We start from the raw sequence: 14,532 nt of genomic DNA, 5'->3' as shown, positions 1-14,532 counted from the left end.
TTATCAATATTCTTTTTTAATTTCTCAATGGTTTACCTTTTTGCAACATGTGTTGCAAGCGTTCCAATGTTTTGCGTTCTCCTGTCAAACTCAAGAAGGCTTCTCTTTCAAGATCTAGAAGATATTGTTCTGAGACTTCTTGGGCCTGGCTTAAATTACCACCTGCCATTACGTAGGCGAGTTTATTGGCAATTTTCTTGTCATGTTCACTGATGTATTTACCAGCTTCCATAGCATCTGTTCCTACTAGAAACATACCCAAAGCTTGCTGTCCAAGAACTTTGATGTTTTTGTTAGGTGGTGGTTGGGTGTAGCCCATATCCGCTAGCATTCTAGCTTCGGCTTTAGCAGCGGCTATCTGGTGTGATGCATTTACAACCACTTTATCCTTTCCATGCTCCAGAATTCCTAAATCAAAAGCCTCGTAGGCACTGGTTGCCACTTTAGCCTGTCCAATGGTCAAGAAGTATTCTCTCAAGCGGTTGAGCTCTACATCACCTTTGCCAAATCCTTTGGCAGCTCTCAAGGTCATTTCCTTAGATCCACCACCACCAGGAATGACTCCAACTCCAAATTCAACTAATCCTATATAGGTTTCCGCGTGAGCTACTACGGCATCTGCATGCATGGATAATTCACAACCACCACCTAACGTCATTTGCTGTGGAGCAGCCACCGTTGGTATACTACTGTAGCGCATGCGCATCATCGTATCCTGGAATTGTTTGATTGCCATATTGAGCTCATCATATTCCTGCTCTACGGCCATCATAAAGATCATTCCAATGTTGGCACCTACAGAGAAATTGGTTCCCTGATTAGCAACTACCAGTCCATCGTAGTCTTTCTCCGCGAGATCAATGGCTTTATTGATTCCTGCAAGTACATCACCGCCTATAGAATTCATCTTAGAACGGAATTCACAGTTGATGATACCATCACCAAGATCCTGAATGGAAACACCAGAATTGCTCCAGATTTCTTTGGAAGGTCTAATGTTATCGAGAATGATAATGCTGTCTTGACCTGGCTTCTTCACATAATCCTTATCTGGAATGGAGTAGTAGTAGGTAGCGCCATCTTTTACTTTATAAAACGAATCAAAACCTTTATCTAACATTTCAGTTACCCAGGCAGCTGGCTCTTTTCCTAGATCTTTCATGAGATCTATTCCTTTTTGAACTCCTATGACATCCCAAATTTCGAATGGGCCATTTTCCCAACCAAATCCAGCGCTCATAGCATCATCAATACGATACAACTCGTCAGAGATTCCTGGTATTCTATGTTGTACGTAGGCAAACAGGGCTGCAAATGACTTGCGATAAAATTCACCTGCTTTATCTTTTCCTTTAATTAAAACTGGGAAGCGATCTGGTACATTATCAATGGTTTTCGTCTGCTCCAGCGTGGCAAACTTCGCACGTGGTTCCAGCTCATATTCCATTGTCTCGAGATTCAATCCATGAATCTCGCTGTTCCCATCTTTATCTTTTACTTTCTTGTAAAAACCTTGTCCAGATTTACTACCCAACCATTTGTTTTGCATCATCGTGTCGATGAAGGTTGGTAGTTTGAACATATCTCTATGCTCATCTTCTGGAGCGTTTTCATAAACTCCATTGGCTACGTGCACTAATGTGTCTAACCCTACAACATCGACAGTTCTAAATGTTGCAGATTTAGGTCTACCAATTACAGGACCAGTTAGTTTATCAACTTCAGAAACGGTCAATCCCATCTCTTTAACCGTATGGAACAAGCTCTGTATAGAGAAGATCCCGACACGGTTTCCTATAAACGCTGGTGTATCCTTAGCAAGAACCGATGTTTTCCCTAAGAATTTCTCACCATAGTGCATCAAGAAATCAGTTACCTCTGGATCACAATCAGGTCCTGGAACCACCTCAAATAACTTTAAATAACGTGGCGGATTAAAAAAGTGAGTCACCGCAAAATGCTTACGGAAATCTTCACTGCGCCCTTCGTTCATAAATTTGATAGGAATACCAGAAGTATTTGAAGTAATCAAAGTTCCCTTAGCACGGTACTGTTCAATTTTTTCAAAAACCGACTTTTTAATGTCCAGTCGTTCCACAACAACTTCAATGATCCAGTCTGTATTCTTGACCTTAGAAAGATCATCATCTAGATTACCTGTAGAAATTCGGTTGGCAAACTCTGGAGAATAGAGTGGTGCAGGTTTACTTTTTATAGCGCTGGCAAGGTTGTCGTTCACCATGCGGTTGCGCACTTGCTTATCTTCAAGGGTTAGACCTTGAGCTTTTTCTTTATCTGTCAGTTCTCTAGGAACAATATCCAGTAATAATACCTCGCAACCTATGTTAGCAAAATGGCAAGCGATACCGCTTCCCATAATTCCTGAACCTATGACGGTTACATGTTTAATTCTGCGTTTTCCCATTTTTATTTTTTAACTAATGCTTGTTCTTGATTGTAGACCTTTTTATTGTTGACCAGCTCGTTAATCTGCTGGGCAACCTCTAGAAAGGTACTTAATTTTTCCTCTGGAATTTCTGCCTTGACTACGTTGTCAAAGGTTTTAACGACATTTTTAGAAAAGTCACGCATCTCCTTTCCAAAATCAGTTAGGTGGATCAAAACACTGCGTCCATCTTCTGGATTGCGGCTTCTTTTTATCAGTCCTTTTTCTTCCATCGACTTGAGCGTCCTGGATAGAGAAGTAGCTTCCATACCCATTTTGGGCCCTAAAGCAGTGCTAGGTGTTCCCGTATCTGGATCAATGCTAATGAGCGCAAACCCGGTAGCCATCGTGCTGTTCTTCACGCTTGCTTGCTCGTTGTACATTTTGGCCACAGCCATCCATGTAGAACGCAGCACATAATCTATCGTTTTATTTTTCATAATCCTGCTATCAAAAATAACATAAAATACTATGCATGCATAGTAAATATGTTAAAATTTGCACTCCAGTATTGAAAGATTTACAAATGATGGTGTCTTGAATTGTAAATGTGGAGTTTTCGCTTTCGCGAAAGCGAAAAAACTACAGCCTTTTCAATAGGTGAGATAGATGTATCCAGCTGGATCATTCACCTCTGGATCATTGAGTTGGATGACATAATAATAGGTACCCGCAGGTAAAAGATCGCCATTAGTTCCCGCAATATTGGAAGTGCCATCCCAATTAGCCGTGGTCGCATCACCGTTCCATACCAACCTACCATAACGGTTAAATATGGAAATCCTAAAATCATCGTAGATGTCGCGTAAACCATTAATTTGAAGGCTATCATTTGCACCATCGTCGTTAGGCGTTAACGTGTTGAATACCTGAACGGGACATTTCACAATTGTCAATAGTAATTCTACAATCTGGTAGCAGTTTTCATTTGCCACTCTAATGTAAAGGGTTTGCTCAGAACTATTGATCAGGAATGGAAGCGTCGCATTGATCGCGTTTGTATTATCGATCGCAGCATCGCGAGTCTCGTGAATGGAAACATTTTGATCTTGATTAGGGTTGATGCTAGCTGCGATACCGCTAAGATCAAAAAATGTAGCGTTGGGTCCTAAATCGCATTCGGTTAGGTTCAAGTCCAGATCATTAATCTGTACTTGAGGATAGATGGTAATCGTTTTGGCTAAGGTAATGGTCTGGAACAAGGTGGACACGACTGCGGTGACTTCATAATTTCCAGCAGCCGAGAACTCAATGATTCCTTCACGGTCACTACTTGAATTAGCCGATCCCAATGCAGGATCTCCAAAATCCCAAACCACATTATACTCCTGAGTATTCGTTTCAAGGCTATAAGTAATGGCGTCGCCATCGCAACCATTTTCAAGCTTGATTTCAAATTCTTGAAAAAAACTTTGAACAAAAATAGGCAACCCGTAAACGCTTAAAGTGCCTGGTTGCAAAGGTTGCTCGTTGAAACCATAATTTACAGGGATATTATTATCGTTGGGGTTTGATATAACGCTTAAAGCATTTTGATTGATTCTGGAATGATATATTTTACCATCGATACCCAATTGCAGTGCACCTCTAAACAGCTGGTTTTGATCTTGGTAAATCGTTCGTTTTGATGCTGCAATATCTGTAGCGTTCAAATTAAACTGAGCAATCTCACCACCTACAAATTCAAAAATACTTGTGGTTGACGGTCGCAGGTAATCTACTTCGGCATATAGGTAATTCCCATCTGGTGAGAATTCTATACCATAATAGGAACCTTCATCTTCTCTGATCAATAAAGGTACTGGATTGCTTACTATACCGGTATTATTATCAAAATCGTAGATATAAAGTTCACCACCTTGTGCATAAGCCAGGCTGCGAGCCTCGAGAATACTTGTAATTCCGTTAAAGTCTGCCAGTGTATTATTGGAAAAATGCGCAGCAGCCAGTTTAGTTCCAGAGCTGTTGACCTTTATGTAGCCGCGCATGGCAGCCACATCTACATTGGTAATAAAGAAATCCAAAAGCTCAATAAATGGATCAACTTGAGAAACAACAGGACTCATGGACAACCCTGAAGCAGTCAGTTCATAGCTATAAAACTTGTCCTCAAATTGGGTGATGATCCAGTAACCGGTATTGGTTCCATTTTCTATAGCCGTCAGTTTTTCTGAGGTTCGTTCTAGGACTCGAGTGTTTTTGGAATCTTGAAGAATGGCGCCATTGCCGTTATCAAGTGTCATGTCCACGATGGAGTAGTGCATACCTTCGGCCAGGCGATAGACCAGATCGTCTGTATCCACGGTAAAGATATAAAACAGGTTATTAGACTCGGGAAAAGGTACGGCAACGGCGCTGCTGGTGCTGGATGAATTCCCTTTCAAACCAGTTCCATTCACCATGATCTCATGGTTTCTATTGTAAACGGTAGAGCCGTCGGTATAAAATAGCAGGTTGCCGTCTTCATCTGATAAAGTGGCACAACCTTCACCGGTTTGCATCTGGCTTATCGTGGTGGGCGCGATGGTTCCAGACCTAAAATCTATTCCTGCATGCTCTCCAAAAAACCATTGCGATGATTCTAATTGCGCTTTCGCGAAAGCGAAACACAGCAACATCATCACATAAGGAAGTATCTTTTTGTTCATGAAAAGAAGTTGCCTGCAAGGGCGATCTTATCTCTTAAGAGAGAAATTTGCCGAAAACTCTGTACCATCTGTAAGTGTCGCCTTGAACCAATAATCAGTCGATGGTAACGGCTCTCCATTAAAAGTGCCGTCCCAACCTGGACTACTAGGCGATAGCTGTTTCAATAGCTTACCATAGCGGTCAAATATATAGATCGTTGCATCTGGTTCAAAGTTACCATTGACACCATCCAGCTGCCAGAAATCATTGAATCCATCACCATTAGGCGTGAAGAACCTCGGATATCCCACTATACTAAACGTTGCTGTGGTCTCACCGCAACCTTTTCTATCATTAACGTACAAGGTGTAAAAACCTGGCTCCAGATTCTCAAAAATAGGACTGTCTTGATATCCAGCATTAGGGTCGATTCTAAACTCATAATCGCCCAAACCGCTCACGACCGCCGTCGCCGACCCGAATGTTCCGCCATTTGCATTGACCACATCAACGTTGTCGATTGTTGCAGGTTCACTTATCACTACTGTTACTATGCGTTCACTGGTACAATTGCTTGCATTAGATACAATCACCGTATAATCACCGCCATTTCTAACATCGATGGAATACGTCGTCTCGCCAGTGCTCCATTCATAGGTGTAGTCTGTTGTTGCGCCAGGCAAAGGTCCAGCATCAATGGTCAAAGGTTGCGGATTGTTACCGCAGTACTCTTGGAAATCAGTAGGTACGACTTGTGGTAAATCGTTAACTCTTAATTCTACCTCGCTTATCCCAAAACAGTTCCCATCTGACGATTCTGCTCTGGCGTAGATTATCTGACTATTAGGAACCACATTGGTGTATTGGCTAGGTAGAGCATTACGCTCTGCCAGTGCATCGCTGGCACTTAGGTAATAATTGACGGTAACATCGCTGGGCGCATTAGTCAAAACAGTGCCGCTGGCGTTAGTCAGGTCAAATAGGTGCAATCCATCCTGCATACCATCATCATCGCACTGTTCTAATAGTGCGTCTTGAGCATCGCTAGCACTTACTCTTAAGGTTATGTTTGCGGTATTGAAACAACCTGTATTGATATTCGTGACACGAGCCACTATATTTTGTACCGGCGTTAGATTGCGGTAGTCATTGCTGTCCAAGCGATTATTGTCATTAATGGCATCTGTGGCGTTTAAATAATATGTCACCTCTACGTTGCTTGCATTGTTTGAGATGCTTGCATCAAAACTAGATAGGTTGAAATTGGTACGTTGATCTGGTACGCCATCTTCATCACATTGAAATCCAGTGAAATCTATGGCCTCAGGACGCTCTTCAACGACTAGGTCAAAGTCAATTAGAGCAGCACAAGAATTTTCTGCATTGTTTTCAATTCTTGCGGTGATAGTCTGTCTGAATGGCGTGGTGTTGCGATATGATAAAGGCAACGGATTTTGATTTAAGTCAGCATCATTAGCATTCAAATGATAGGAAATGGTAAAGTCTGTAGCAGACTGTGATCCTAAAATTCCTGCATTTTGAGCGGCAAGATTAAAAGTCTCGATACCGTCAAAATTATCATCACATTCTTCTAGATCTGGGACAGGATTTGCTACAGGCTGGTCGTAGATATTGATGAGAAACGACGTGGTATCGTAGCACTCAGAATTAAATGTGTTATCGACTCTAACAAAAATTTCTTGTTGTGGAAGATTACTAGTGTATGGAACATTTATAAGGTTTGTTTTTTGGTCAGCATCGGTCTGATTCAGATAATAAGTAACCTCAAACATTTGCGCATTCTGACCATTGAGTACCTGATCAGATGCATCGATAAAATCAAAAGTCTCGCTGCCGTCCAGATTGTTATCGCAAGCGAACATATCGTCAACAGGATTTGCCACTGGCGATTCAAAAATCTCAATCTGCTTAAAAAACTTTCTCACCGCTCCTGAAAAATCCAATGTTAAGGTAACTTGATAAATGCCTGCGGCGCTGTATTGATTGCTTGATGTTTCCAAGGTGGATGAATTACCATCACCGAATTCCCAAAGAACAGAGGTAGGCGTTACGTCTGACTCGAAAGAAAACATCGTTTCATCTCCCAGACATACATTTTCAACATCAATAGTGGCAAAGAAACTTTGAATGAATGGTGGTAATCCTTGACGTGATCTTCTTCCGTTCAGTGGTATGGCGTCATGTTGATAATCGGCGCCAGCACCTCTGATATCAGGATTGTTGATGACGCCTAAAAAAGGTGCTCCATCATCATAAGTGTCAGACAATGCTCTATAGATCTTACCATTAATCCCTAATTGTAAAGCACCTCTATAACCTAGTCCAGAGTATAGAGAGAATCTACTGTTGTTGATCTCGGTGATGTTAGGTCTAGTCAAATCAAATTGATAGACACTAGAAGTATGGTTAGACGGATTGTTAGCTGACTGACCATTAAAGTCATTAGAAGCAGAAACATATAGAAGATCATTATTAGGAGAGAACTCAACTCCATATCCTGCATAATTAGGGAATGGTAGTGTTAGCGCTCTTTCATTGGAAACAATACCGGTTATATTATCAAAATCGTAAAGGTTGGTTCCATCTCGCATGTTTGCGCAAACTAATTTTGAACCGTCTGACGAGAACTTTAGATTTCCTCTTCTTCCGCTAATTTTTTGAGGAAATGTGCTTGTGACAGGTGTAAGATCCAGCCCTGTTGAACTAACTGTATAAACGTAAAATGTATCAAAGTTGGTGGGTTGTGAGCCATCAGCATTAGCATAGGCGACCACAAAAATATCCTCACCATTATCTGCGCCTATCGCAGCAATTTTTTCTGAACAATCTCGTAGTAGATTTGGTGGATTTGCTACATCTGTGGTAACAGCGCCCAAACCACCGTCAAGGGTCAGATCAACCTCATAATAATGCATTCCTGTAGGTGTATTATTTTGAAGTCTGGTATCTACAGTAAATATGTAGTATATATTTGGATCTCCAGGTTTGGGTATGATTATACCACTTTGCGCACTAGATGGATTACCGCGTAGACCTCGACCATTTTGCATGAAGGTATGGTTGCGATTATATACATCAATACCATCTGTGTAAAACAGCAGATTCCCATCAGTATCTGATATTGTAGAGCACCCTTCATCGGTCCTTAAACTTCCGTTAGTCAAGGCACGTACCTCACCTGTATCTGGATCAAAACGTATTCCTGCGTTGTCTCCAAAATACCAATTAGCAGCTTCTAATTGTGCAAAGCCAACTCGTGAAGCTAAGAGAAGCAACACAAATAAAACAAAACGTGTTTTTATCATGTTGCTAAATTAAGGGATAAGCATCATAAATCCCTGCGCTTGATCAACCAGTATGACCAATAAATGAACAAGGTGCTCCAGACAATCACTGAAGCCACATCAATCCATTCCACCGCATACTCAAAAGTGACTTCACCTTGACCCAATTGGTTCAAACCAGAATCGATCAGGCTAATGCGTGTAAATGGTTGTTTGATCAAATTTGACATTGCATTGAGCGGTAAGATGTGCTGCAGCCATTCCAAGGAATTTAATTGGAAATAGTAGTCCAATCCACGAGCGCCCAGATTAAGTAGCGCTTCAAAGATGTACCAAACGAATACAAATCCTAGCGCAAAGGCACTGCGCTTCAATAATATACCAGCAAAAAGGCAGAAACAAAAGAAGATCAAATGGCTTAAAAAGAAAGCACCTAGAAACTGCATGTCAGAGAATATGATGCCTATCTCATTATAATCTGAGTATATCAGGCCTAGAATAAGAGAAGCCACAAAAACAATGATTGTTGTCAATACGGCCAGAACTAGAACAAAATAGAACTTGGAAAGGACCAGCTCTTTTTTACTCAATCCATCTATCAAGTTTTGTTTAATGGTTCTATTGCTGTATTCACTGGCAGTGAGGGAAACGATCACTATCGCAATAAAAATCTTTAAAAAACTGGTAAAGTAGGTGCTTATGTGCCATACAATCGGGAAGTTGAAAATGCCCAAATCAGATAGACTACCAGAAAATCCATTGAACTCAAGGCGTATCATACCGCCGAACATGAGTAACACCACTATAGTCAGGTATATTGTGGTCAATACCTTACTGCTGCGACTGTATCTAAATTTATGGAATTCTATATCGAGTAAACGCTTCATTCTGGGCTGGTTTAGTTGTTGGTTAATTCAATGAATTGATCTTCGAGACTCTGTTTTTTGAACATGAGTCGGCTTAGGACAATGCCAGCATTAAAGGCATCTTGATTGATTTTTGTGGTGTCCACGTCACTTAGCAATTTCACCTCAAACCCATCCATGGTATCTTCTGTAGAACCTGCATAGGTTTGCGTTTTGAGAAATTCAGCTAGCGTGGTACGATCCTTTGCATCAATTAATATGGAGCCGAAGTTTTTGTTCATCTCCTCAACCGGGCCACAGTACAACATACTGCCTTTACGCAGCACAATTACATGGGTGCATACTTTTTCAACTTCGTCTAGAAGGTGAGAAGCCAGCAAAATTGTGGTTCCTTGGGCTGCAATGTGTTGGATGATATCCCGTATTTTTCGAATTCCTTGCGGGTCCAGCCCATTGGTAGGTTCATCAAGAATCAATATTTCAGGATCATTGAGCAATGCACTCGCGATGGCAAGACGCTGCTTCATACCTAACGAATATGTTTTAAAGGGACTATGCTTTCGCGAAAGCAAATCTACCAGCTCCAGTTTCTCTTCAATTTTATCTGTAGAGATGTTCTTGATCTTGCAAACAAGCTTGAGATTTTGCACCGCATCCATACTGGGATAAAAATTAGGCCGCTCGATAATCGCGCCTATCTTTTTCAATGCGTCGTGGTTACTGGTCAATCCCTCAAACCATGAATAGCTTCCAGATGTAGGATTGACCACGTTGAGCACCATTCCTAAAGTTGTGGATTTACCACTACCATTAGGACCCAAAATGCCATACACGTGACCTTTTTCTATTTTGAAACTTACATTGTCGACCGCCTTAAGAGGTCCATAATGTTTTGAAAGTTGGTTAATGTCAAGGATTTTTTCCACAGTTGGTGTTTTTGTTGTAATATGAGACTAAGTTAATCGCAAAACGTTACGACACGAATGAATGAAGTTCATGATGATAAGCTCTTATCAAGAAAAAAGCCCACATTTCCAGTACATCAAAAGCTTAAGGATTATTTGAAAAAATACAATAGAGAATCGAGAATCACGGTTTCCTATGATGACCTTTTACGCTTTCAAGGTGCGGTGACTGTGTACGATAGCAATGACGATGATACCTTGTGGGTACGTTGCTATTATTCTGATCATGAGCGCGAACACATCGACCGTGACCTTAAACATATATACGATGTATTGCACAGTGATGGCCGCGACCAGTCCCAGGATTTCCTTACGGTCGATGCGGTGGACTACTGCACCTTTGGCAATACAAAACCATTCAGGATCAAGATCAGGAACATTTTGAATGATGGTCACACCTATTTCTACGTGAAAAAGGCAGATGCCTCTAGGATCTACGGTCTTGAGTTAGAACACTTGCTCTCACCACACCGCATCAATTTTTTAGTGAATGGAGATACACTCATAGAAGAGCATATTGCTGGTATTCCTGGTGATGAATTTATTGAGGATTATCTAGAAGCTTGTAGCCATCAAGAGCGCACGCAAATAGCCAAAGAATTTGTGAAATTCAACGAGCGCTGCCTCATACGTTTGTTGGGTGATATGCGCGCCTATAATTATGTTATTATTCCAACACATGACTTTGACAGAGTCAGTTATGCGATACGAGCTATTGATTTTGACCAGCAGAGTTATGAAGGCAGGCTTAAAGTCTACCGGCCACAGTTTTTTAAAGAAAACGTGCCTATGGTCATGAACGTAGCAGAATGCCTCAAAAACGAAAGCATCGAGCAGTATAAAAAAGAAGAACGAGCACTTATTGCAAAGAGATTGATCAATACACAATCTCGTTACAAGGCGCTGCTCAAATGCATGCGATCAGACTATTTGAGCTCTAACGATAAGCTTAAAGAACTCAAAAGAGAGCTGCTAGACTTTACCGGCGATATCAAGTTCAAAAACTGTCGCAACATGGGATCGGTTCTTAATACCGCGCTAGAATTTGTGAGGCGTAACTATGCTAATGAGCTGTAATTACTTTTTCTCTTCACGATTGAAATAAACGAGGTAGTAGTACATCTGCCGTTCTTCATCCCAACCTTTTTCCACAAACTTCTCGGCACTGTCGCTATTGGTAAAGTCCATTTTGATTTGCACGTGTGTGTCTAGGTTGATAACACTTTTAATGCCTTTGCGGGCAGCACTTACCGCTGTATTTGAAATAGGGAAGTTGGAAACGTCCTCAATACTATACTTAGGACCTTTCTCGACTTTATAGTGTTTAAATTCTGGAATAAGATCTGGATTTTCAAAAGTGTCGTTCAAAAAGGCAGACTCTTCAAAGGTGTCGTTTTTTGCAAAGTGATTGACTGCACGATTCATGAACATCACTTCTTCCTTTTTATCCTCGGCAGGAAGGACGACGTCTTTTGCAAAATCCTGGCAAAATTTTAAATACTTTTTTGTGAAGAAGTTCTCATCCTCAAATACGTCCACGCCCAAAAAGTCATCCAGCCAGTATTTTGCATCATAACGATTGGAATCCACGCTTAGAATTTTGAATCCGTTTTCTTGCTCCACATTAAAAATGATGGCGCCTTTATCCAGTTTATTTAGGTTCACGCCTTGTTTGAGGATCATTTTGAGATCGGTTTCGGTTTCCTCAAATTGCAGAAAATCCTGCTTGATCTCGCTTTTGAAGATACCTATGGCATCAACCTTATTGTTATCCAGCATCACATTAGTCAAGTGACAAACGTAGACCTCACCGCTTCTTATGTGTGGATGTACGGACTGCTGGTACAGGTGTTTCGCGATCTTTTTAGAGTTATCCAGTAAGGTTGCTGGTGTGGAGAATATCGCTTTCGCGAAAGCGAACATCTCATGAAACTCTAGGTCTTCTTCATGATGAAAACTATAGTAAGCCTCTTCTTTAGAACGAAAGGGTTTCAAGAAATACTCCTTGAGCAGCGAGTGCATCTCGTCATCCAGCGGCGTACTATTGCTGGAAGTGAGCAACATCTCACCTTTATTCTTGTTTCCCACGCGATGGATCGCGAGGTCTTCAATTCTGGTATTATATAGGTTGATCATGTGTTTTTAATAAAACTCGTTATCGTCATAGTCCTCATAGAACTCTTCATCGTCACCGTATTCATCGTCATCGTCGTCCTCTGCAAAACGTGGATCTGCCTCAAACTCTGGATCTGGCGGTGAATCTGGTAAGGTTCCCATTTCAAAAATGACCTGAGGATAAGCTGTTCCATCTACAGGACCAGCGATATCTGCCAGTTCGAGCATAAACGTCCACATGTTCAAAAAGTCATAGATGTAGATCAACCTGGTGTTGTTTTTGTCCATCACCTCGCTCATCGCGGTATCCTGCATTTTCTTTAAAGGTGCGGCGCCTTCACTCATATCAAATAGGCAATATTCCTCACCTTGGTTCCAGTCTTCATCACTGGTATAAAAGCTCGCCATCTCGTCACCTTGCAGCTGAAATGACTGCGTGATCACGTTGTGCAAATCCTCTAGAGTAGAGTTGTCTTCAATTTCTATGTCTCTAAAAACATCTTCTGTAGCATTCAGAATTGCTCTTAATCTATAAATCATAAACCTAGATTTTAAGGGAGCGCAAAGATAGGATTTTAAAGATTTCTGGAAGCCTTGGAACTAGCGCTTATTGAGAAAATCAGGCTTTAATTCTTGCAGACCTCAATCGCATCCAGATGTAGAATTGCAATCCCAAAATCAAGGATGCTACCACAAGGTGGATAGGCTGCGAGGCCAGAGTAAAATCAAAATAGTTTATGATCACACCGCTACTTATAGTAATCAATAGCAAAGCTGCCAAAATAGAATAGGAGCGTGCTGGATGATTCCAGGTTTTCATGGCTACAAAAATGAACCAAGCATGCAGCAATAACAACACGATGGAAAAACTGCGGTGGATAAAGAAGATTATTGGTCCATTTTCCAGCCATTCTGAGCTCAATGGATAGCCAAAAAGGTCTACCTGATGATCTATAAATTGTCGCACCTGTGTACCCATGGCAACCTGAACCAAGGTGAGAATGATGATGCCTAATGCTACTTTACTTAGTCTACCGTCATTCCTATATTTTGTAGTTGCCGGCAGCACTTCATAAAGAAGATAGATCAACAGACCAACGATGAGTAACGCCACGATCATGTGTATGGTGATCAATACTGGTGACAATAAAGTATCGACAACTATTTTTCCAATCACTGCCTGTATGAGCATGGCAAGCAATGCGACCACGGTCAATACCGTAAGCTTAGGTCTGGTTCTTATAAATTGAAGCGATAAGATCGCAGCAAATAAAACCACGAGACCGCCTAAAGCACCGATCAACCTATTGATATATTCTGTCCACGTATGGAATTTGTTGAAGACTGCATAATCGTGTTTGGTATAGGGTTCCCAATTAGATTCTGAGTAAGAATCTGTGGTAAAAAAGTCTTGACGGGCCACACGCAGCTCTTCATCAACAATGATGACCATGCCTTTTTTATAAGATGTGTTGGGAGAGAATTCTAGTTCGGCTTCCTCAGTTGGTGGGATCCAATATCCAAAACATTTAGGCCAGTCGGGACAGCCCATGCCGCTACCAGTCATTCGTACCACGGCACCAGCGATGATGATGAGGTAGATGACCAGAATACTAAGCCTGAGCCAGCGACGGTAGTTTTTTTCTGTGAACATATTTAATATCTATTCTAGATCTACAACTTTATTTTCTATGATTAATCGATAACGATATCTAATAATTGCATGATGCATTATAGGTTAGCTCTTATTTACTGTACAATTCTGGAGTTACAGAAATTTCAGTAATGAACATACCGTCACTATCATAATATCTATAGTCCATAATCACCTTATTATCTCTAAAACCTTTTAACTCAGGACTACTGGAAACATTTGAAATAATTGACGGCTTGAGGTATTTGTTAACGCTATCTAGCTTTACCTCTGTAGCTTTGATATCAAAAAGTGTGTAGTGATATATAAAATTAGTATTTCCTATCGCAGAGGCACTATCTAGTCTAGTAGAGTCATCGACTATAAATGGAGTTTTTTTATTGACGATTGTTACTGCTTGTTGTAAGTCAATACTTTGGTCTGATTTGAACAGCTGCTGGATTCCAAAGTAAGATACCACAAAAGCCAAGCTACCAACTATAATACCTATAATCGTTGCCTTGTTGAATTTTTTTTGTGCACTCATATGGTATTAAATAAGTCGATACTCTAA

11 protein-coding genes are annotated in these 14,532 nt (G+C 41.0%); 1 reads left to right on the top strand and 10 read right to left on the bottom strand.

Annotated elements, in window-relative coordinates:
* Nucleotides 1-16: 16 nt before the first annotated feature.
* The 6 genes from BST86_RS06770 to BST86_RS06745 form a co-directional block, all read right to left on the bottom strand.
* A complete protein-coding gene (locus BST86_RS06770) occupies nucleotides 17-2,425 on the bottom strand; it encodes a 3-hydroxyacyl-CoA dehydrogenase/enoyl-CoA hydratase family protein (RefSeq protein WP_105982603.1) in 2,409 nt (802 codons plus the stop codon).
* A gap of 2 nt (nucleotides 2,426-2,427) precedes the next feature.
* The gene (locus BST86_RS06765) at nucleotides 2,428-2,886 is read right to left on the bottom strand and encodes a MarR family winged helix-turn-helix transcriptional regulator (protein ID WP_055413071.1); all 459 of its coding nucleotides are present in this window, start codon (nucleotides 2,884-2,886) and stop codon (nucleotides 2,428-2,430) included.
* 153 nt (nucleotides 2,887-3,039) lie between these two features.
* Complete coding sequence (locus BST86_RS06760; protein ID WP_105982602.1) at nucleotides 3,040-5,094, bottom strand: T9SS type B sorting domain-containing protein; 2,055 nt, start codon at nucleotides 5,092-5,094, stop codon at nucleotides 3,040-3,042.
* Nucleotides 5,095-5,121: 27 nt separating this feature from the next.
* Nucleotides 5,122-8,400: a T9SS type B sorting domain-containing protein gene (locus tag BST86_RS06755; RefSeq protein WP_105982601.1), complete on the bottom strand. Its 3,279-nt coding sequence runs from the start codon at nucleotides 8,398-8,400 to the stop codon at nucleotides 5,122-5,124.
* Between the two features lie 23 nt (nucleotides 8,401-8,423).
* On the bottom strand, nucleotides 8,424-9,266 hold the full coding sequence (locus BST86_RS06750; protein ID WP_055413069.1) for an ABC transporter permease: 843 nt from the start codon (nucleotides 9,264-9,266) through the stop codon (nucleotides 8,424-8,426).
* A gap of 11 nt (nucleotides 9,267-9,277) precedes the next feature.
* Complete coding sequence (locus tag BST86_RS06745) at nucleotides 9,278-10,171, bottom strand: ABC transporter ATP-binding protein (protein WP_105982600.1); 894 nt, start codon at nucleotides 10,169-10,171, stop codon at nucleotides 9,278-9,280.
* Between the two features lie 57 nt (nucleotides 10,172-10,228).
* Between BST86_RS06745 and BST86_RS06740 the strand changes: the two genes are divergently transcribed.
* A complete protein-coding gene (locus tag BST86_RS06740) occupies nucleotides 10,229-11,287 on the top strand; it encodes a hypothetical protein (protein WP_105982599.1) in 1,059 nt (352 codons plus the stop codon).
* Here BST86_RS06740 and BST86_RS06735 read toward each other — a convergent pair whose 3' ends face one another.
* The 4 genes from BST86_RS06735 to BST86_RS06720 all read right to left on the bottom strand — a co-directional run bounded on the left by BST86_RS06735 (nucleotide 11,288) and on the right by BST86_RS06720 (nucleotide 14,505).
* Complete coding sequence (locus BST86_RS06735) at nucleotides 11,288-12,346, bottom strand: nucleoid-associated protein (protein ID WP_055413066.1); 1,059 nt, start codon at nucleotides 12,344-12,346, stop codon at nucleotides 11,288-11,290.
* A gap of 6 nt (nucleotides 12,347-12,352) precedes the next feature.
* Nucleotides 12,353-12,865 carry an IS1096 element passenger TnpR family protein gene (locus BST86_RS06730; RefSeq protein ID WP_055413065.1) on the bottom strand — a complete coding sequence of 171 codons (513 nt, stop codon included), beginning with the start codon at nucleotides 12,863-12,865 and terminating at the stop codon, nucleotides 12,353-12,355.
* A gap of 79 nt (nucleotides 12,866-12,944) precedes the next feature.
* Nucleotides 12,945-13,979, bottom strand: a complete 1,035-nt coding sequence (locus tag BST86_RS06725; RefSeq protein ID WP_105982598.1) for a COX15/CtaA family protein — start codon at nucleotides 13,977-13,979, stop codon at nucleotides 12,945-12,947.
* 91 nt (nucleotides 13,980-14,070) lie between these two features.
* Nucleotides 14,071-14,505, bottom strand: coding sequence for a hypothetical protein (locus tag BST86_RS06720; protein ID WP_105982597.1), 435 nt, complete (start codon nucleotides 14,503-14,505; stop codon nucleotides 14,071-14,073).
* Nucleotides 14,506-14,532: the final 27 nt, after the last annotated feature.

It is taken from the genome of Nonlabens agnitus (genome assembly GCF_002994045.1).
GTDB classification, from domain to species: Bacteria; Bacteroidota; Bacteroidia; order Flavobacteriales; family Flavobacteriaceae; genus Nonlabens; species Nonlabens agnitus.
This window is presented reverse-complemented; position numbering and strand designations above follow the sequence as displayed.

Bases quoted from the DNA above. Each gene is read 5' to 3' on its own strand.
- BST86_RS06770 (WP_105982603.1), bottom strand. From the start codon at position 2,425: ATGGGAAAACGCAGAATTAAACATGTAACCGTCATAGGTTCAGGAATT.
- BST86_RS06765 (WP_055413071.1), bottom strand. From the start codon at position 2,886: ATGAAAAATAAAACGATAGATTATGTGCTGCGTTCTACATGGATGGCT.
- BST86_RS06760 (WP_105982602.1), bottom strand. From the start codon at position 5,094: ATGAACAAAAAGATACTTCCTTATGTGATGATGTTGCTGTGTTTCGCT.
- BST86_RS06755 (WP_105982601.1), bottom strand. From the start codon at position 8,400: ATGATAAAAACACGTTTTGTTTTATTTGTGTTGCTTCTCTTAGCTTCA.
- BST86_RS06750 (WP_055413069.1), bottom strand. From the start codon at position 9,266: ATGAAGCGTTTACTCGATATAGAATTCCATAAATTTAGATACAGTCGC.
- BST86_RS06740 (WP_105982599.1), top strand. From the start codon at position 10,229: ATGAATGAAGTTCATGATGATAAGCTCTTATCAAGAAAAAAGCCCACA.
- BST86_RS06735 (WP_055413066.1), bottom strand. From the start codon at position 12,346: ATGATCAACCTATATAATACCAGAATTGAAGACCTCGCGATCCATCGC.
- BST86_RS06730 (WP_055413065.1), bottom strand. From the start codon at position 12,865: ATGATTTATAGATTAAGAGCAATTCTGAATGCTACAGAAGATGTTTTT.
- BST86_RS06725 (WP_105982598.1), bottom strand. From the start codon at position 13,979: ATGTTCACAGAAAAAAACTACCGTCGCTGGCTCAGGCTTAGTATTCTG.
- BST86_RS06720 (WP_105982597.1), bottom strand. From the start codon at position 14,505: ATGAGTGCACAAAAAAAATTCAACAAGGCAACGATTATAGGTATTATA.